General features: G+C 38.3%; 19 protein-coding genes. 17 read left to right on the top strand and 2 right to left on the bottom strand.

The window, feature by feature from the left end; all coding sequences use genetic code 11:
- The first annotated feature begins 43 nt into the window (after positions 1 to 43).
- From cbiD to AAA071_RS02720, 10 genes are all read left to right on the top strand, one after another.
- Entirely contained in the window at positions 44 to 1,162 is a 1,119-nt protein-coding gene (gene cbiD, locus AAA071_RS02765; RefSeq protein ID WP_155086148.1) for a cobalt-precorrin-5B (C(1))-methyltransferase CbiD, read from the top strand.
- Entirely contained in the window at positions 1,138 to 1,764 is a 627-nt protein-coding gene (gene cbiE / locus AAA071_RS02760) for a precorrin-6y C5,15-methyltransferase (decarboxylating) subunit CbiE (RefSeq protein WP_155086149.1), read from the top strand. The genes cbiD and cbiE overlap by 25 nt, the downstream gene beginning before the upstream one ends.
- Positions 1,761 to 2,348, top strand: a complete 588-nt coding sequence (cbiT, locus tag AAA071_RS02755; protein WP_004697307.1) for a precorrin-6Y C5,15-methyltransferase (decarboxylating) subunit CbiT — start codon at positions 1,761 to 1,763, stop codon at positions 2,346 to 2,348. The genes cbiE and cbiT overlap by 4 nt, the downstream gene beginning before the upstream one ends.
- Position 2,349: 1 nt before the next feature.
- Positions 2,350 to 3,111 (top strand): precorrin-4 C(11)-methyltransferase, encoded by a 762-nt coding sequence (gene cobM / locus AAA071_RS02750; protein WP_004696269.1) that lies wholly within the window; start codon positions 2,350 to 2,352, stop codon positions 3,109 to 3,111.
- A gap of 4 nt (positions 3,112 to 3,115) precedes the next feature.
- A complete protein-coding gene (locus AAA071_RS02745; RefSeq protein ID WP_316589119.1) occupies positions 3,116 to 4,261 on the top strand; it encodes a cobalt-precorrin 5A hydrolase in 1,146 nt (381 codons plus the stop codon).
- 29 nt (positions 4,262 to 4,290) lie between these two features.
- Positions 4,291 to 4,980 (top strand): precorrin-3B C(17)-methyltransferase, encoded by a 690-nt coding sequence (cobJ, locus tag AAA071_RS02740; protein WP_232055015.1) that lies wholly within the window; start codon positions 4,291 to 4,293, stop codon positions 4,978 to 4,980.
- Complete coding sequence (gene cobK, locus AAA071_RS02735) at positions 4,977 to 5,765, top strand: precorrin-6A reductase (protein WP_008714166.1); 789 nt, start codon at positions 4,977 to 4,979, stop codon at positions 5,763 to 5,765. The genes cobJ and cobK overlap by 4 nt, the downstream gene beginning before the upstream one ends.
- Entirely contained in the window at positions 5,752 to 6,417 is a 666-nt protein-coding gene (locus AAA071_RS02730; RefSeq protein WP_004696261.1) for a precorrin-8X methylmutase, read from the top strand. Before cobK ends, AAA071_RS02730 begins: the two co-directional genes overlap by 14 nt.
- Positions 6,418 to 6,489: 72 nt before the next feature.
- Positions 6,490 to 7,485 carry a FecCD family ABC transporter permease gene (locus AAA071_RS02725; RefSeq protein ID WP_156697606.1) on the top strand — a complete coding sequence of 332 codons (996 nt, stop codon included), beginning with the start codon at positions 6,490 to 6,492 and terminating at the stop codon, positions 7,483 to 7,485.
- Positions 7,485 to 8,267 (top strand): ABC transporter ATP-binding protein, encoded by a 783-nt coding sequence (locus AAA071_RS02720; protein ID WP_008601260.1) that lies wholly within the window; start codon positions 7,485 to 7,487, stop codon positions 8,265 to 8,267. Before AAA071_RS02725 ends, AAA071_RS02720 begins: the two co-directional genes overlap by 1 nt.
- Before the next feature lie 68 nt (positions 8,268 to 8,335).
- Here the strand turns inward: AAA071_RS02720 and AAA071_RS02715 are convergent, their stop codons facing one another.
- A complete protein-coding gene (locus AAA071_RS02715) occupies positions 8,336 to 9,277 on the bottom strand; it encodes an ABC transporter substrate-binding protein (protein ID WP_008601258.1) in 942 nt (313 codons plus the stop codon).
- Positions 9,278 to 9,328: 51 nt separating this feature from the next.
- Positions 9,329 to 10,318 carry a sirohydrochlorin cobaltochelatase gene (locus tag AAA071_RS02710; RefSeq protein WP_302131568.1) on the bottom strand — a complete coding sequence of 330 codons (990 nt, stop codon included), beginning with the start codon at positions 10,316 to 10,318 and terminating at the stop codon, positions 9,329 to 9,331.
- A gap of 1,187 nt (positions 10,319 to 11,505) precedes the next feature.
- Here AAA071_RS02710 and AAA071_RS02705 point away from each other — a divergent pair.
- The 7 genes from AAA071_RS02705 to AAA071_RS02675 all read left to right on the top strand — a co-directional run bounded on the left by AAA071_RS02705 (position 11,506) and on the right by AAA071_RS02675 (position 18,308).
- Positions 11,506 to 12,510 (top strand): DUF805 domain-containing protein, encoded by a 1,005-nt coding sequence (locus AAA071_RS02705; RefSeq protein ID WP_156697604.1) that lies wholly within the window; start codon positions 11,506 to 11,508, stop codon positions 12,508 to 12,510.
- Between the two features lie 412 nt (positions 12,511 to 12,922).
- The gene (locus AAA071_RS02700; RefSeq protein ID WP_004696252.1) at positions 12,923 to 13,804 is read left to right on the top strand and encodes a sirohydrochlorin cobaltochelatase; all 882 of its coding nucleotides are present in this window, start codon (positions 12,923 to 12,925) and stop codon (positions 13,802 to 13,804) included.
- Positions 13,805 to 14,010: 206 nt separating this feature from the next.
- Positions 14,011 to 14,865, top strand: a complete 855-nt coding sequence (locus tag AAA071_RS02695; RefSeq protein WP_302131569.1) for a sirohydrochlorin cobaltochelatase — start codon at positions 14,011 to 14,013, stop codon at positions 14,863 to 14,865.
- An 86-nt stretch (positions 14,866 to 14,951) separates the two neighbouring features.
- The gene (cobI, locus tag AAA071_RS02690; protein WP_077708518.1) at positions 14,952 to 15,659 is read left to right on the top strand and encodes a precorrin-2 C(20)-methyltransferase; all 708 of its coding nucleotides are present in this window, start codon (positions 14,952 to 14,954) and stop codon (positions 15,657 to 15,659) included.
- 29 nt (positions 15,660 to 15,688) lie between these two features.
- A complete protein-coding gene (locus tag AAA071_RS02685; protein WP_077708517.1) occupies positions 15,689 to 17,065 on the top strand; it encodes a cobyrinic acid a,c-diamide synthase CobB in 1,377 nt (458 codons plus the stop codon).
- A 171-nt stretch (positions 17,066 to 17,236) separates the two neighbouring features.
- Positions 17,237 to 17,779 (top strand): cob(I)yrinic acid a,c-diamide adenosyltransferase, encoded by a 543-nt coding sequence (gene cobO / locus AAA071_RS02680; RefSeq protein WP_077708516.1) that lies wholly within the window; start codon positions 17,237 to 17,239, stop codon positions 17,777 to 17,779.
- A 139-nt stretch (positions 17,780 to 17,918) separates the two neighbouring features.
- Complete coding sequence (locus AAA071_RS02675) at positions 17,919 to 18,308, top strand: class II SORL domain-containing protein (protein WP_004696242.1); 390 nt, start codon at positions 17,919 to 17,921, stop codon at positions 18,306 to 18,308.
- Positions 18,309 to 18,371: the final 63 nt, after the last annotated feature.

Raw genomic sequence — 18,371 nt, 5'->3', positions numbered from 1 at the left:
TAGACTCGTTTGAGTCTCTAATACTATCAGTGTAGGAGGCCTTATGAAAGTGGAGGACATGAAGGGTGGATATACCACAGGTTCATGTGCTACGGCAGGTATGAAAGCTGGTTTATTGGCCCTCTTAGATAAGAATATTGTGGACCAAGTGGTCATTGAGAACCCTCAAGGGCAGTACATTGAGGTTCCTATTAAAGCGGTAGAGATTATATCCGATACAGAGGCGAAGGTGACCGTCATGAAAGACGGGGGCGATGATCCTGATGTAACTCATGGCAATGATGTGGAAACGACAGTGACCCTTGATAATACTGGTGAGCTGCGATTCCGAGCAGGCTTTGGTGTAGGTACCGTAACGAAACCAGGTCTTGCTATGCCGCCAGGTGAACCGGCTATCAATCCAGGACCTCGGACGATGATGAACATCGTCTTTGAAGAGCTTTGTGTCCATGGTCAAGGTGTAACGGTAACCGTTAGTGTTCCTAATGGTAAGGTATTAGCGAAGAAAACCTTGAATCATACACTTGGTATCGAAGGTGGCATTTCCATTATTGGTACTACCGGTATTGTTAAGCCTATGAGTGAAGAAGGGTTTAAGAACTCGTTAGTGCCACAGTTGAAAGTTATGAAGGCTAACGGATGTGAAACAGCTGTTCTCGTACCGGGGCGTATTGGTCAAGATCTTGCAGAGCAAGTATTAGGTATTCATAAGAACCAAATGGCAGAAACGAGTAACTTTATTGGCTTTATGCTTGAAAAGGCTGTACAGATTGGATTCAAGCGAATCTTAATCATTGGGCATATCGGTAAGTTAATCAAACTAGCTAGTGGCAGCTTCCATACTCATAATCGCATGAGTGATGGCCGCATGGAAAGTATCGTGGCCTATGCTGCCTTAGAAGGGGCATCGCAAGCAGTTTGTGAAGAGTTATTTAATTGCCAAACTACTGAGTCTACCTTCCCTATCTTGGCGCGAGAAGGTCTTACTGGTGTGTACCAACGTGTTGTAGATCGTGCATCTCTACGTAGTGAGCGCTATATTGCGAACGAAGCAGAGGTAGGTATCATCATTACGACCTTAAAAGGCGAGATTTTGGCAATGGATAAACATGCAAAAGAGATAGGAGAACTTGAACATTGGCACATACCTTGTATATCGTAGGCATTGGTCCGGGTAATCCTGATTATGTGGTGCCTAGAGGTCTTAATTTAATTAAACATGCTACAGTACTGGTAGGCAGTGAACGGTCCTTAGAGGACTTTCAAGAGCCTGGACAAATTACATATCCTGTAACGGGTAAACTTAGTTTACTAGCCGAACAAATTGAGCATGAGCTCAAGAGCCATGACGTGGTGGTCATGGTTAGTGGTGATACAGGCTATTATAGCTTGTTGCCCTATTTAAAGAAGAAATTTACTGCTAATCCTATTGAGGTGGTACCAGGTATTAGTTCTATGACCTTTGCCTTTGCTCGACTCAATGAGGTGTGGCATGATGCGGACTTGATGAGTTTTCATGGGCGCCAACCGGCACCAGAGAAACTCGTGTATGAAGCAGGTAAAAAGATGGGGTTCTTAACTGACCCAGAATATAATCCAGCGCATATTGCGCGTATTTTAATAGATGCAGGTTGGCCAAAAGAAACGAGAGCGGCAGCCCTTGAGCGCTTGAGTTATGATGATGAAAAAATCGTAGACTCTACGCTAGAGGTGTTAACTGAGCTCGAAGGCTTTGGTCATTCTGTAATGGTGGTACTAGGATGAGACATTTTTTCGGAATTCCTGATGAGGAGTTTATACGCGGCGATGTGCCGATGACGAAATGCGAAATTCGTAAAGCCGTTATGAACGAGGCACGCATCGAGGAGGATAGCATCGTCCTTGACGTAGGTGCTGGTACGGGCTCTATTTCTATTGAAGCAGCCTTGGCAGCTCCTAAAGGGCATGTATATGCCATTGAGCGCTTTGATAAAGGCATCGACCTTATCAATGAGAATATAAAGAAATTCAATGTAAATAATATGACCGTAATCAAATCCAAAGCTCCTGAAGGCATGGAAGAATTGCCAGAGCTTGATGCGGTTATCATCGGTGGTAGCGCTGGTGGCATGACAGGCATCATGGACGAAGCGCAACGTCTTTTAAAAGTAGGCGGCCGTTTAGTAGTGACGGCTGTAACGATGGAGACTGGCTATACCATTCTGAAAGAGTTGAAAGGTCGTCCTTTCACGTATGAAGGTTACCAAATGTCTATCAGTCGTTACCGCAAGGCTGGTCCTTATCATTTGTTAGACCCATTGAGTCCAATTTTCATCGTATCTGCAACGCGTATCGCAGAAGGAGAGTAATATGGTTGACGTACATATCGTAGGTGCAGGCCCTGGGGATCCTGAGTTAATTACTCGCAAAGGGTATCGTTTAGTGCAAGAGGCAGATGTTGTAATTTATGCGGGTTCCTTGGTAAACCCTGCCATTTTAGAGGCTTGTAAACCAGGCTGTGAAATTCATAACAGTGCTACGATGAACCTTGATGAGGTTTTAGCTGTTATGAAAGCGGCCGTTGAGGCTGGTAAACGTGTAGTTCGCCTTCACACAGGTGACCCTGCTATTTACGGTGCTATTCAAGAGCAAATGGATGCATTGGCTGGCATGGGTATCTCTTATGAAGTCGTACCGGGCGTAAGCTCTTTCCTTGCTACAGCAGCGGCATTGAAACAAGAGTATACATTACCAAATGTATCTCAAACAGTTATTATTACGCGTATGGAAGGCCGTACGCCGATGCCTCCAAAGGAAAAATTGCGCATGTTAGCATCTCATGAAGCGACAATGTGTATTTTCCTTAGTGTTCAAATGTTAGATAAGGTTGTAGCTGAACTTATCGAGGGTGGTTATGACAAAACGACTCCAGTGGCTATCGTGGTAAAAGCTTCTTGGCCAGACCAACGTATTATCCGCGGCACATTGGAAACCATTGCGGACATCGTAGCGAAAGAAGGCGTATTGCGCCAAGCTATGATTGTAGTAAGCCATGTATTAGATAGTGAATACGAATTGTCTAAACTCTATGACAAAGGCTTTGCTCACATGTACCGCAGTGCTAAGGACTAGTATGATGAAAGAACTAGAAATTGGTGCGCCTATGACGGAAGCTAAGAAGAATAGAACGGCTATTCTTTCTGTTTCTGAACGAGGTGCAAAGCTAGGTCAACGTATCAAGTCTTTGGTGGTACCTTATGCGGATTGCTTTGAAAAGAAAAACCGTCCCTCTGGTGGAGAGGCTATTTATTTTGATTCCCTCAAAAATCACATAGGACAGATTTTCAAGGATTACGACCAAGTATTATGTATTATGGCACTCGGCATTGTAGTTCGCATGATTGCACCGTATATTGAGCACAAATCCAAGGACCCTGCTGTAGTTGTAATGGACGAAGTAGGGCACCATGTAATCAGTTTATTATCTGGTCACCTTGGGGGCGCCAACGAATGGACGCAGTCCATTTCGCTGGCCATCGGTGCGGACCCTGTTATTACGACGGCTACGGATGTAAACGGATTGCCAGCGCCTGACGTGTTGGCGCGCCACGAGCATCTATTGGTAGATGATTTTCAAACCTTAATCAATGTGAACTCTGCCATCGTTGGAGGAGAGCGTGTTGATTATTATATCGATGCAAGCTTACCGAATGCAGAGCATTTAGAACAAGCTGCGAAAGCTCATATTGGTAAACATGGTATGGTTCATATTGTTTCTTTGGATCAACTTGAGTCTATTCCCTGTAAAAATGAGAGCGCTGGAGAGGGCTCATCTCGAGTTGTAATTACTGATAAAGTAATGACCGAGTATGGTCATCAATTGATTTTGCGCCCTCGTACGTATACGATGGGCATTGGCTGTCGTCGAGATACGCCGAAGGAATTGATTCTTGATGCTATTCAACAGTCGCTAGCAGCACATAAGCTTTCACCAAAGAGCCTTGTAACGGCTGCATCGGTCATAGTTAAACAAGATGAAGTAGGCCTCTTAGAGGCTATGCAAATTATGGGGTGGCCTATCGTGTTCTATACACAAGACGAGATGGCACCACTCATTGAACAAGAAGAATTAAAAGAATCTAATTTTGTAAAAGGAACTATAGGAGTAGGAAACGTATGCGAGACAACGGCATTACTAGCGGCCAAGAGCCGAACACTAATACAGCACAAAACAATTTATCCCAAAACAACGGTAGCCATTGCTCAGGTAACATCAAAGTAATCGGCATCGGCCCTGGCGATGAAGAGTTCATGACACCTCAAGCACGTGAAGCTATCTTAGCGGCTGACCGTGTTGTAGGTTATTTGACTTATCTTGACTTGATTAAAGACCTAATTGAAGGTAAAGAGACTGTAGGCACTGCCATGATGCAAGAGGTAGATCGTTGCCAACAAGCAGTTGATTTAGCAGTAGAAGGTCATCAAGTCGTAGTTGTATCATCTGGTGACTCTGGCGTATACGGCATGGCAGGTCTTGTGTTGGAACTTGCTAATAAAATACCAGCAGAAAAACGTCCTTCCGTAGATATCGTACCTGGCCTTAGTGCTGTAAACGTAGCGGCTTCTGTTTTAGGCGCTCCGTTGATGCATGACTTTGCAGTTATTTCTCTTAGTGACTTGATGACTCCATGGGATTTAATTAAAAAACGTGCTGACCTTTGTGCACAAGGTGACATGGTTATCTCCTTGTACAACCCGCGCAGTAAAAAACGCGTTACTCATTTAGATGAAGTTCGTGAAATCGTTCTTAAATACCGCGATCCTAAAACACCTGTTGGTATCGTGCAAAAAGCAGGTCGTCCAGGGCAACACATGGTAATTTCTGACCTTGAGAATTTTACAAACGAAGAAGTGGATATGCAAACACTTGTTATTATCGGCAATAGTCAAACCTATGTTGAAAATGGTCGCATGATTACACCTCGAGGCTACAAATTATGATTTGGGTCATCGCTGGTACCTTGGATGGTCGTACCTTAGCGGTAGACATCCAAGAACGGACAGGTGAAGAGGTTCTCGTTACTGTTGTGAGTCAATATGGGGCAGAGCTTGCTGCCCATAAAGGCATTACTGTTCATACGGGCCGTCTTGATCAAGAGGCTATGCAAAATTTGATTAAGAAACACAACGTACGTTTATTAATCGATGCAAGCCATCCGTATGCGGCTATTGTTACAGCTACGGCCCAAGATGCAGCAAAAGCTGAAGGTATTCCTTTTGTTCGCTTTGAACGTAAAGAGGTGCCATTGCCAGACTATGATAAATTGCATATCGTAGTGGATGAGGTAGAAGCCGCTAATTTAGCTGGCAAATTGGCAAAGGAAAACAATAAACATGTGTATTTGACCACAGGTAGTAAGACAATGCACATCTTTGCTAAATCTGAGGCTTTACAAGATTGTGAAGTATGGACACGTATTTTGCCGACCGCCGAGGTGTTACAAATGATGGAAGACCTCAACGTGAGTCCTAAGCGCATTGTTGCTGTCCAAGGTCCATTTTCTTATGATATGAACCGCATCATGTTCCACGATACACAGGCAAGCGTTGTAGTTATGAAAAACTCTGGCCTTGTAGGTGGTGCTGATACAAAATTACAAGCAGCTATGGATCTTGGTATCCATGTTATTGTTATCGATCGTCCGCGTGTTAAACTTGAAAGTCACGTGGTATCATCAAATGATGAATTCTTTAAATTATGGGAGGACACTAATGGATTACGTTAAAAATCCTAAAGCTATTGAAGATAAAAGCATGGAAATCATTTACGATTATGTAAAGGATTTAGGCTTAACAGATGATGAAGTGCGCGTTGTATCTCGTACAGTACATGCGTCTGGCGATGTTGAATATGCTCAACTTGTAAAAATGAGCCCTGATGCTGTTCAAAAAGGTATTGAAGCATTGGATAATGGTGCAGATATTTATACAGATGTAGAAATGGTTCGCACAGGTATTTCTAAGCCAGCTCTTAAAATTCGCGGTAATGAAGTGCACTGCTTAATTAAAGATGAAAATGTAGCTAAAATGGCTAAAGAATTAGGTGTAACTCGCTCCATCGCAGCTATGCGTACCTTTGGCAAACAATTAGAAGGACAAATCGTTGCTATCGGTAATGCACCAACTGCATTGTATGAAGTATTGCGCCTTGCTTTAGAAGAAGGCATTAAACCAGCTCTTATCATTGGTATTCCTGTAGGCTTCGTAGGTGCAGCAGAATCCAAAGACTATCTGATGGAAGTATCTCCGGTTCCTTACATCACTGTAAAAGGCAACAAAGGTGGTAGCCCAATCGCTGCCTCCGTATGTAATGCATTGCTTTATACAGACGTAAAACGCAATGACATGCTCTTCGTAGAAGGCAAAGAATCTAAATAATACAAAACCCGAATCGTATATGTAGTTTTGCGATTCGGGTTTTACTGTATATATTATTGAGAGGGGATTCATATGGCATCAAGTAATGAACGAAAATTATTTCGCGTATCAGTGATTTGTATCTTAATCATCGCCGTTATTACGAGCATGATTATATCTCTTATTTGGGGATCAACACCCGTATCATTAGCTGAGATTTGGCATACATTATGGTCTAGTGAGCTAACTGATACATCTTCACAAATTATTTGGAATATTCGATTGCCTCGCAATATTGTAGCTGCGTTAGTGGGGGCTTGTCTAGCTGTATCTGGTGCAATTTTGCAAGCAGTTATGAAAAATCCCCTAGCGGATCCACAGATTGTAGGAGTATCCTCTGGTGCAGGACTAGCTGGTGTTATCATATTTATTTTATTTCCTGGGTATGATCATATAGTTCCTTTAGTGGCCTTTTTAGGTGCTATGGCTGCAGCGCTCATGGTGTATGCATTAGCATGGAAAAATGGAGTGCGACCTAGTCGTATTATCTTAGCTGGTGTTGCGGTCGCAGCCTTTTTAGGCTCAGGTATTTCAGCACTACTTGTATTCTTCGGTGATCGTGTACAAGGGGCATTGCTTTGGATGGTAGGGGGACTCGCTGCACGCAGTTGGCCTCAGGTAGAAGTGCTGTTTCCATATGCTATAATTGGTCTTATTTTTGCCTGTTTAGGAGCTAAACGACTTACCATTTTAAGTTTAGGTGATGAAACTGCAAAGGGATTAGGCCTTAAGGTAGAACAAACACGGTTTATTATGACTGCAGTGGCTGCTCTTTTAGCGGCTGGTGCTGTAAGTATAGCTGGGCTTATCGGATTTGTAGGTTTGGTTATTCCCCATATGTTACGTCTTATAATCGGTAACGACTATGCATATTTACTGCCTGGATCCGCATTATTAGGCGCACTAGTTCTTGTTGTCAGTGATACAATAGGACGTGTTATGTGGAGCCCTATAGAGGTACCAGTGGGCATTATTATGGCATTTTTTGGAGCGCCGTTCTTCTTGTATCTGTTGAGGAGGGATAACTAATGAATACCGCTATTGATGTAAAACAGTTATCCGTAACTCTTGGTAATCGTCATATTCTACATGACATTAATGTATCGGTTCCTATCGGTAAAATTACGACATTAATTGGGCCTAATGGTTGTGGTAAAAGTACGCTTTTACGATCTATGATCGGATATATTCATAGTCCTCATGAATGTATTACCATATTTGATAAACCGTTACAATCATATTCTCAAAACAATCTGGCAAGGCAAATGGCATTTTTGCCACAAGTACCGAATATGCCAAAGGATATGACTGTAGAAGAATTGGTATATTGTGGACGGTATCCATACCAAACGTGGTGGAAAAACACGGCTAAAGAAGATCGTGAGATTGTTGACTATGCGTTACATATCACGAAAACGAATCATTTGCGAGAACAATTAATCCCATTCCTATCTGGTGGTGAACGGCAACGCGTTTGGATTGCTATGGCGCTAGCACAGCAACCAAAATTATTAGTCTTAGACGAACCAACAACATATTTAGATATTAATCACCAATTAGAAATTATGGAGTTATTGAAACGATTAAATAAGGAACAAGATTTAACCGTTCTCATGGTACTTCACGAACTAACACAGGCGGTTCAATATTCACATTATATGGCTGTTATAAAAGAAGGCCATTTAGTAGTATCAGGAGAGACAAGTAAAATTATATCGGATGAGTTGTTTAGAGATGTATTCTCTGTAGATGTACAACTTGATACATTTGATAATAAAAAATATGTGCGCGTAAAAGGATTAGTTGAGTAGCTTGATACTAATAGAAAAAGAGGGCATTCCCTATTTGGGGGATGCCCTCTTTCGCATGATACAATATGTTAGAATGTAACATTAATACCGTATGCTTCTTTAACTAAACGTGCCATAGCTTCAGGTGTTTGTAGTCCTGGGTTTAATAGGAATAGTTTAGATGGTAAGTATATTACGCGGTTATTTTGTACGGCTTTTAAATTAGCCCATGCAGGATTATCTGTCATAGCTTGTTTCATAGCTTTTGTAATTTCTTCTTCTTTACCCATTGTAACAACAAAGATAATATCAGGGTTATCTGCAGTCAATGTTTCAAGAGAGTAAGGGACAGTTTTATCCTTAGTTGTGCCTTCTAAGTGGGAGGCAACAACGTTTGTCATGCCTAGTTCTTTTACCATAGATGCAGTAACTGCTTCATCAGTTTCGGCAGTTACACCTTTTCCTGTGGCACGTAATACGGCAACACGTGCAGGCTGTTGATTCTTAACAGCATCTTTTACCTTGGTAATATTGCTTTCATAGGTATTAATAACAGATTTAGCCTTATCTTGATGGTTGGTTAACTCGCCAAGGAATGTTAACATTGGTACATTATCTTTAATACCATCGTAATCAAAAAGTACGGTTGGAATATTATTAGCTTGTAATTGGGATTCATATTTTTTATGTTGATTTACTAAACCCAATACTACATCTGGCTTCAAGCCTAATAGTTGTTCCATGTTGATATTTGCAGTTTGACCAAGAGCGGGTAGAGCTTCTAATTCTGGGGCTAATTTATCCGTTGTATTGGCACGGCTAATGGCTTTACCATCGACAGCATAAAGCATAGATAAAACAGAATTAGATAATACAGCAATTTTTTGTGGATCCTTTGGTACAGTATAGGTTTGACCATTAAAGGTCAACTCCTTCGTAGTAGCAGAAGAGCTGGATGTGGTTTTACCACACCCAGCTAGTGCTAGTACAATCATAACCAAAGCGATACTACCGAGTAGTAGTTTTTTCATGATGTACTCCTATGAATGTTATATATGCAATAACGATCTTAGTTATATTGATTATTTTTCTAATGCATCCCAAGCTTCGTTAGCACGTTCAACGAATAAGTTACGGATGTTTTGGTTTTCACCTAAACCATGGATGTAAGTGTCAACTTTGAAGCCTTCTTTTTCAAGAATGGATTTGTGGGAATCTGGTTCGTTACCAGCCATGTCGTTGTTTGCATGGTCACCAGCAACCATCATGAAAGGCATCAATGTAACATGTTTAATACCATGTAATTTCAATTGAGGGATAACTTGTTCAAGATTTGGTGTACCTTCTACTGTGTAGATGAATACATTTTTCATGCCAAGAGTATGGATACGGTCTTGAATTACAGAATAGTATGCATTGGAAGGATCTGGAGTACCATGAGCCATGATAAGAAGACCATCTTCTTTACCTAATTTAGGGAATTGGGATTGAACAGCTTTTAATGTTTCAATAACTTGGTCAGTTTGGTTTTCTTGACCCATCCAGTACATAAGAGAAGTACCGAGTGTCATTTTTTTGAAATCATTTTTGTATAAATTATATACTGCTGCATCGTAGTTATATTCCATACCAGGAATTACATCTAGAGATGCCAATGCAACGCGAGTGTAACCATCTTTTTTAAGTTCAGCTAAAGCTTCTTCAGGCGTAGGGTATGTTATACCTTCTTTTTGTTGGATACGATCACGAATAATATGGCTTGTGAAAGCAGTTATCACTTTAGTATTTGGGTGAGCTGTCTTAATAGCATCTACAGTAGCATCGATTGTTTTCACACGAGTATCTTTATAAGTTGTACCAAAGCTCATAACAACCATAGCATCTTTGTTTGGCAAGTTTTGTAAAGCTTCTGTATTATGTGTACGAACACCAATTGCAGCGGCTTCTTTCAATGCTGGTGTAGGATCTTTTACTTCCTCATTTAATTGATATGCAGCATTAGATACAACTGGTGCACCAAAGGATACTGCAAGACCTAGAATAGCGGATGCTAAAGCTAATTGTTTTTTCATTTCTATACTCCTATCTATAACTATAACTACACTAATATGCAATCATTTACATAGTTCTATTATATGAAAACTATGGATTCATTGCATATATATAACCTTATTTCAATCGTAACAAAGCGGAAAACAGGTGTCAATAAACCCTATACCCCTAGAAGTATAGAGAAATTAAAAAGTTTTTAATAAATTAATGTGATGAATAAAGTATGATAGTACATTTTATAATTATATTCTTATTGGTTATAAGGATATGAATATGTGAATATATAAGTGATTTTATTTGATCTTTATTTAGGCATATTTTGATGGGGCCCCATAACATTACTACAAATATATTAAAAATGATGCCCTATACTTGTTTGCTCCTCGTTCCTGATGTCGCTACACAAGTACAGGGCATCATTTTTATTACTGTAGTTATGTAGGCGTCCCATCAAAATATGATATATAATAAATATAAATATAAAATTTTAGTAAAATAAAATTATCATATAAAAGAGAGAAGGACTATGTTTGTTTTTTTGAGAGAGAACAAATTCTTTTAAAACAGAATGTATACGATCTACTACATAATACTAGGATAGGTAGAAAAGCTTTTTTACTTATTGTTTGGTAAGGGATCTTGGCAATTTGTAAAAGACCTCTAGGTTTATATTCTATGAAATAGGAAATAGATTATAATATATGATTTATTAATTTTAGGCATTAGTATATGGTTATTATATGATATTTTTCTTATGTATAAAGCAAAGAATAAATCACAAGTCCTAATAGAGTTTATATTGCTTGCTGTATTAATTGCTGGATACTTAATAAATAAACTGTATGAAACTAACTATTTTGTATCAGATATATATTTTTATTTAGGTATGGTATTAGCGGTTATTATATATTGTTGTATATTATGGTTACATAGTTATAAATATATAAATACTGACGACGAGAGAAAAAAGAAAAATATAATTAATTCAATTCTAACAATTCATGCAATCATATTTTTATATGGATTAGTGATAGTTTGGATAGTATTCTTTTAGATTTTAATATGATTCTTAATTAAAACATGGTGTTGGACTCCTTTGAGTTTAACACCATTGGTAGATATGTTTGAGAATATTGTAAATGGAGGATGGATACCATTGAGTAAATCAGATTTTCAAAATAATTTTACTAAATATAAAGGGTAGATTATGCATCTTAAAATAAATATCCCTAATGACTGTAATTTATTCAAAGCTAATATACGAGCATTAGGAGATTCTAATATTTTTAGAAATAGACGTTTAAATATTATAACAGCAATAACATATTATGCTGCGATAGTATTTATATTCTTAATGACAATGGCTTTAGGTTTTTATGTTAACCCTAGATTATATAGCGCCTTTTTTTATGGGATTGATATGATAACTAATATATTGTTTTTAGTTGTATTGGGATATCGATGTCAAGATTATGGGATTCATAGATATATAGGTATTTTATGTGTTGTTGTAATTAGTTCCCTTATTACCTTATATTGTGGTGGTGATTTTTTTGTAAGTCCTAGTAATTATATTTTAGCGGTATCGGATACAACTATTTCTCTTAATAAACCCTTTTTTTTCATGGTAATGAATAGAATGATTTTTTTATTACTTTTAATTCCTGGAAGCCAAAAGAATTCGTATGGTGATAGACCTGCATCCGGATTTTGGGATGGCTCTTATTTAGTAATGGATCCTTTAAATATTAAAATTGTAAAGAGTAAGATTAGAAAATTATGGAATAATTTAATTGGTAAAAAGGACTATGATGATACATTAAGGTCTGGTAATGCTATAAAAGAGCAAAAGTTTGAGTTTATGGAAGTTCTCCAAAAAATTCTCATTAAAGATATTTTTAATTTTGAGGGCCGATCTTCTAGAGATGAACTGATGATATTTACTATGCTATTTTCTGTGCTATCAATGTTATTAAGTTATATAAATATATCTGATATATTGAATAGTTATGTTGTTAATATTTTTATAATTGACGTCTTAGTCGCTATTATTATATTAGTACCTTATATAAGTTTACTTGTTCGTCGTCTTCATGATAGTGGAAATAGTGGTCTTTGGCTTTTCTTTATAGTAGTTCCTATTGTAAACGTATATGTTTTATATATGCTATTTTTTAAGCCAACCTATAATGATGAGACAATCAAATGCTGAAATTGATTTTTTATTTATTTTTAGAGAAAATTGATAGGTTGGTATGTTTGAGAATATTGTAATTGGTCTCTTTGGCTTATTAATGGTGAATTATCTCGTCATATTTGAAGTATATTTTGATTATTATTCTTTGTATTGCTTGTGTCTTTGATCTATGGCGTCATAATCGCTCAGGCAAAATCACAGCTGACGACAAGAGAATGTATGATACCTTTATAGGTCGAATTAAGTTCATTGTTATGTTTTTACTTGTTTTATGTGGTGTTGCATCGGTTATACATTATTTTGGTTGATTTTGATATTTTTTCTCATTGACTTCTATAGATTAATCTTGTACTATTATTACATAGTAGTTGATAACAATTTTCAATTGTGAAAGTTGTTTCATGTATGAGTAATATGGAGGTCACATATGAAAGGCATAATTATTGCATCCTTTGGATCAATTTACCAAGATGCTGTGGAGAAATCCATTGGCAGTATAGAGAAAAAAGTACGTTCCATGTATAGTGATATGGAGGTACGCCGCGTATTCTTATCTGATGCATTAGTAGAGAAGTGGAATGAGAAATACGAAGATAAGATTTCTTCTTTCACAGAGGCTATGCAAGATTTCGCTCGTATGGGTATCGATGAGGTGTACATTCAACCTATTACATTGGTGGCAGATCAGTGTTACCAACAAATGCGCAAACAAGCATTAAAATTTTTACATAGCAATGAATATGGTTTTAGCCAGGTAAATATTGGTAAACCATTGCTTACCTCTTTAGGTGTAAAAAATTATGCCGATGATTATGAAGCAACATTAGAAAGCATTGTTCGTCACGTTAATACAAAAGCACTTAATAAATCTGTTGTGCTCATGGCGAATGGTCAAAATCAATTAGAGTTCAGTACATTGCAATTAAAGGCGATGTATGGTGCAGCACCAAATGTAGTAGTATTTACTACAAATGGTTTCCCTACTTTTAAACAAGCTCTTACTTTCTTGGATCGTATGGGGCATAAAGATTTATTAGTTGTACCATTGGCTCTCATAGGTTCTACACATTTAATGGATTATCTTGGCGGTGAACGCTCCGATTCCATTTATGCTTTACTCGCTGAGGAAGGCTACAATGTTGACATCTGGAATGAAGGGCTTGGGGAAAACCCACATGTACAAGATTTATTTTTGAAACATTTAGGTCAAGCTATCCGCATGTCTGATCGGAAACGGCCCATGCCTAGAGAATCCGTAAAACCTGTCATGACAAATTCTCGCTTAGAAGCGCAAGGTTTGATTTCTTGATTTTTGCTATTACATAATTAGACATACAACACTCCACTCTTTCACATTAATAAAAATCCTCCTTGTTGGACATCCAATGAGGAGGATTTTTACTTTTACCATGAAAGATAAGAATAATTTCTATTTTATACGTACCACGGTATGCCCCTATAGAATGGTCTATGGTATGATTAAGATACATTATTAGTTAATATAAGGAGACATTCATGAAACAAGCTATTTTAGTTGTTGCCTTTGGATCCACTGTGGACAGTGCTCGTGAACATAATATCGATTCCGTAGTAGAACATATTCGTAAATCGTATCCGGATTATACTGTAGAATTAGCTTTTTCCTCTCGTATCATCGTTAAGCGCTTACGTGAGCGTGGTATTGAGATTCCTACTGAACAAGGGGCGTTAGAAAAACTAATTCGAGAAGGTTATACACATGTATATGTGCAGCCACTTCATTTCACCGGTGGTGAAGAGTTCGATAAATTGAAAAATAATATCCTTGCTCATGAAGGGGAAGGACAACTCGAAGTATTACGTGTAGGTAGACCTCTCGTATACTATATGGGACAAGAAAAGCACCCAGATGATTACCAAATCTTGATTGACCATTTCATTAAATCTCTTAATATTTCCAAAGATGATGGTTTGTTATTGGTCGGTCATGGAGGTCTTGGTTCTGGCAATTCTTCATATGGTAATTTACAGTTTAAGCTAATCCGTAATGGACTTACGAATGTGCGTATTGCTGTACTTGAAAACGCACCATATGTGTCAGATGTAGCAATGCCTTGGGAATGGCTTGATGGTAAACGTCCAAAAACAATTTATGTACATCCTTTATTATTGGTACTCGGGGATCATGCACAAAATGATTTATTTGGTGAGGAAGAGGATAGTGTTGTTAATGAACTTTCTGGAGCAGGATATGCGGTTAAACCAATTCATAGTGCTCTAGGTGAATATGAAGCGATTCATGATATTTTCCGTCAACATGTGCAAGATTGTATCGATGATTTGTATGGCAAACGTAGCCCACATCGTCCTGCAATTCCAAATATTAAATAGTATCTTTGTATATATTGTATAAATTGGTTATAATAAAAGATATTGCAATTATAAATAGAGTGTGACTATAAGAATAGGAGATACCCATGAAAGGTAAATTATATGGTATTGGCGTAGGCCCTGGCGATTCTGAATTAATGACTGTGAAAGCTGCTCGCATCGTAGGTGAAGCAGATATTATCATCACACCTAAAACAGAAAAAAAAGATGGTTCCGTAGCCCTTGATATTGCATCCCCATATATTCAAGAACATACAGAAATCGTTCCCGTAGTATTCCCAATGGTATTGGATGATTCTACACAGGAGGAAGGTTGGCAAGAGGCTAAACGCATTATCTTGTCTTACTTAGATGAAGGTAAAAGTGTTGTATTCTTAACATTGGGTGACCCGATGTTCTATAGTACATATATGTATGTATATCGTTTGATTGAAAATACAGGTCATGAAATTGAAACAATTCCTGGTGTGACTGCATTCTGTGCTATCGGATCTCACCTTGGCTATCCAATTGTAGAGAAGGAAGAGGTATTGGCCATCGTTCCAGCTACAGCGCCTAAAGAAAAAATCGATGCTGTATTAGCTGTTGCAGATGATGCAGTTATCATGAAGGTATATAAAAACTTTGATGAAGTACAAGAAACCTTGATTAAACATAATATGGCAGATGATGCGGTTATGATTAGCCGTGTAGGCTTGCCTGATGAGCAAGTATTTATAGGTTTAGATAATATGCCAAAAGATACTAAACTCAACTACTTATCTACAATTCTTGCAAAACGCAAGGATCGTTAACAAACACATCGTATTACGAGGTAATATCTATGAACACAGTACAGATTCCACGTGTTGTCATTGCTGGCACTAATTCTGGTGTTGGTAAAACAACTATCGTAGCGGGCTTATTGGCCGCTTATGCAAATGGTGGACGTACGGTGCAATCCTTTAAAGTGGGCCCGGATTATATTGATCCGGGCTTTCATAAAATTGCATCCGGCCGTGACAGTTATAATTTAGATACGTGGCTCGTGCCACCTCATAAATTAAATCCTTTCTTTGCTACTATGGCGCACGATGTAGACCTTGCCATTATTGAAGGTGTTATGGGCCTTTATGATGGTGGGCGAGAAGGTGTTAGCTCTACAGCTCAAATTGCTAAACAGTTAAATGCACCAGTGGTGCTCGTTATTGATTGCAAGGCTATGGGTGAAAGTGCGGCTGCTATTGCAAAAGGTTTCCGTGATTATGACCCAGAGGTAAACTTTGGCGGTGTCATCTTGAACCGCTTAGGCTCAGCTAATCATGAGCGTATGGTTCGTGAAGGGATGGATAAAATTGGCGTACCTGTTATTGGTGCCATTTATCGTGATGATCGTATGCATTCTCCAGAACGTCATTTAGGACTTACACCGGTTACTGAAATTGATCCAACAGAGGCGATTAATACGATTCGAGAAGCTGTTGAGAAAATGGTAAATCTCGATGCACTATTGGAAATTGCTACTAATGCACCAACTATCGAACTACCAGATGCTATAGATGTTAAAACAATTGAAAAACGTGTGAAAATCGGTGTAGCTTATGATGAGGCGTTCTCTTTTTACTATCCAGCTAGTCTTGCTGCGTTAGAGGAAAAAGGGGCTGAGCTTGTTTATTTTAGTCCGCTTAATGATTCGGTAATTCCTGATGTAGACGGACTTGTATTTGGGGGTGGCTTCCCAGAAATGTTTTTATTCCAGTTATCTAGCAATGAGTCTATGAAGGAATCCATTCGCCAAGCTAATGCACAAGGTATGCCTATTTATGCCGAATGTGGTGGCCTTATGTATCTTTGTGAAAGCATTCATGACTTTGAAGGTTTTGTATATAAAACTGTAGGTATTGTACCTGCCAATTGTGTGATGCAACAAAAGCTTCAAAAGGTGGGGTATGTTACAGCAACTGCAAAGAGAGATACTTTATTAGGCGCTATGAATACAGCTATTCGTGGTCATGAGTTTCATTTCTCTACAATGGAGCCAACTATAGATGACTTCCCATGGGCTTTTCATTTAGAAGGAGGCCGTAAACCTCAATCGTATGACGGCGGCTATGCAACAAAAAATGTATTAGCTTCTTACTTACATTTGAACTTTGCTGGCTCTGATGAAGGGGCACAACACTTTGTTGATACATGTGCTACTTATAAAGCTCAAAAGTAATTGATGTATTTAATCGGTTTATATCATTAAGTATTATCGCAATTACATTTATAAGTATTATCGTAAATACATTCATAAGTATTGTTGCGATTACATAGCTAAGTACTAGTGAGATGTTATTGATTGGGAATAGTTAGTTCTAAGGGGCAGGTTCGTATTAAAGGAGCTATTATGAATGAACGAGGTTTAATTCTAGTTAATACAGGCAATGGTAAAGGTAAAACAACAGCTGCTTTAGGTGTTGTTTTGCGTGCTGTTGGACAAGGTTTCAAGGTTCTTATATTACAATTTATTAAGAGCGGCAATGGCTATGGTGAATTGGCAGGTCTCGCTAAACTAGGTGATCAAGTTGAAATTCGCTCTATGGGAAAAGGCTTTATTTACTATAAACGGGATGAAGTTGGGGAAGCTGAGCTTTCTCGTCACAAAGAAGCAGCACAAGTCGCTTGGCGTACATTAGTAGAGGAAGTAAATTCCGACAAATGGGATCTAATTGTTATGGATGAAATAAATAATGCCATTAATTATGAGCTTATCGATGTGCACTCTGTAGTGGAAATGCTTAAAAATAAGCCAAAAAGACTTCATGTTGTTTTGACGGGGCGTTATGCTAAACCTGAAATCATTGATATGGCGGATACTGTAACAGAAATGAAGGTAGTAAAGCATGCTTATGAAAAGGGCATAAAAGCTGCTAAAGGAATAGAATTTTGATTTAATTCAAAAAAATCGAAAAAAATCGAAAAAGAACTTGCTAAAACTATATCGAAAATGTATAATATAGTCATAAGCACAGAGGTGCTCAATATTCTTGACATTAAGTATGTATATAAGACTAACCAGGAGGTTAACTATGGCTGTACATGATTACATTAAATCTGGCGATTTCGCTACTGAAAAACACGTTCCTGTTATCGAAACAGTTGACACTGTAAAAGCAGGTGAAACATTCCACGTTACTTTATCCGTAGGTAAAGACATTGCACATCCAAACACTGTAGAACATCACATTGATTGGATTAAATTGTACTTCGTAGCTGAAGGCACTCAATTACCATTCGAAGTTGGCGCTATCGAGTTCAACGTTCATGGTGACGGTGCAACTGCAAACGAAGGTCCTGTAGCAGCAGTTTCTGAAGGTACTTTAGCAGTAGCTTTGAAAAAATCTGGTAAATTGATCGCTGTTTCCTACTGCAATATCCACGGTTTGTGGGAATCCGAAAAAGATATCGTAGTTGCTTAATTAACTATTACAACTAATAAAGACCAGTCCTAGGGCTGGTCTTTTTGTATATCTATGTGTTCA

The sequence above is a fragment of the Veillonella parvula genome (genome assembly GCF_040097785.1).
GTDB classification, from domain to species: Bacteria; Bacillota; Negativicutes; order Veillonellales; family Veillonellaceae; genus Veillonella; species Veillonella parvula_D.
The sequence above is the reverse complement of the archived record's forward strand: the minus strand, read 5'-3'. Positions and strand labels throughout refer to the sequence as shown.

Bases quoted from the DNA above. Each gene is read 5' to 3' on its own strand.
- cbiD (WP_155086148.1), top strand. From the start codon at position 44: ATGAAAGTGGAGGACATGAAGGGTGGATATACCACAGGTTCATGTGCT.
- cbiT (WP_004697307.1), top strand. From the start codon at position 1,761: ATGAGACATTTTTTCGGAATTCCTGATGAGGAGTTTATACGCGGCGAT.
- cobM (WP_004696269.1), top strand. From the start codon at position 2,350: ATGGTTGACGTACATATCGTAGGTGCAGGCCCTGGGGATCCTGAGTTA.
- AAA071_RS02745 (WP_316589119.1), top strand. From the start codon at position 3,116: ATGAAAGAACTAGAAATTGGTGCGCCTATGACGGAAGCTAAGAAGAAT.
- cobJ (WP_232055015.1), top strand. From the start codon at position 4,291: ATGACACCTCAAGCACGTGAAGCTATCTTAGCGGCTGACCGTGTTGTA.
- cobK (WP_008714166.1), top strand. From the start codon at position 4,977: ATGATTTGGGTCATCGCTGGTACCTTGGATGGTCGTACCTTAGCGGTA.
- AAA071_RS02730 (WP_004696261.1), top strand. From the start codon at position 5,752: ATGGATTACGTTAAAAATCCTAAAGCTATTGAAGATAAAAGCATGGAA.
- AAA071_RS02725 (WP_156697606.1), top strand. From the start codon at position 6,490: ATGGCATCAAGTAATGAACGAAAATTATTTCGCGTATCAGTGATTTGT.
- AAA071_RS02720 (WP_008601260.1), top strand. From the start codon at position 7,485: ATGAATACCGCTATTGATGTAAAACAGTTATCCGTAACTCTTGGTAAT.
- AAA071_RS02715 (WP_008601258.1), bottom strand. From the start codon at position 9,277: ATGAAAAAACTACTACTCGGTAGTATCGCTTTGGTTATGATTGTACTA.
- AAA071_RS02710 (WP_302131568.1), bottom strand. From the start codon at position 10,318: ATGAAAAAACAATTAGCTTTAGCATCCGCTATTCTAGGTCTTGCAGTA.
- AAA071_RS02705 (WP_156697604.1), top strand. From the start codon at position 11,506: ATGCATCTTAAAATAAATATCCCTAATGACTGTAATTTATTCAAAGCT.
- AAA071_RS02700 (WP_004696252.1), top strand. From the start codon at position 12,923: ATGAAAGGCATAATTATTGCATCCTTTGGATCAATTTACCAAGATGCT.
- AAA071_RS02695 (WP_302131569.1), top strand. From the start codon at position 14,011: ATGAAACAAGCTATTTTAGTTGTTGCCTTTGGATCCACTGTGGACAGT.
- cobI (WP_077708518.1), top strand. From the start codon at position 14,952: ATGAAAGGTAAATTATATGGTATTGGCGTAGGCCCTGGCGATTCTGAA.
- AAA071_RS02685 (WP_077708517.1), top strand. From the start codon at position 15,689: ATGAACACAGTACAGATTCCACGTGTTGTCATTGCTGGCACTAATTCT.
- cobO (WP_077708516.1), top strand. From the start codon at position 17,237: ATGAATGAACGAGGTTTAATTCTAGTTAATACAGGCAATGGTAAAGGT.
- AAA071_RS02675 (WP_004696242.1), top strand. From the start codon at position 17,919: ATGGCTGTACATGATTACATTAAATCTGGCGATTTCGCTACTGAAAAA.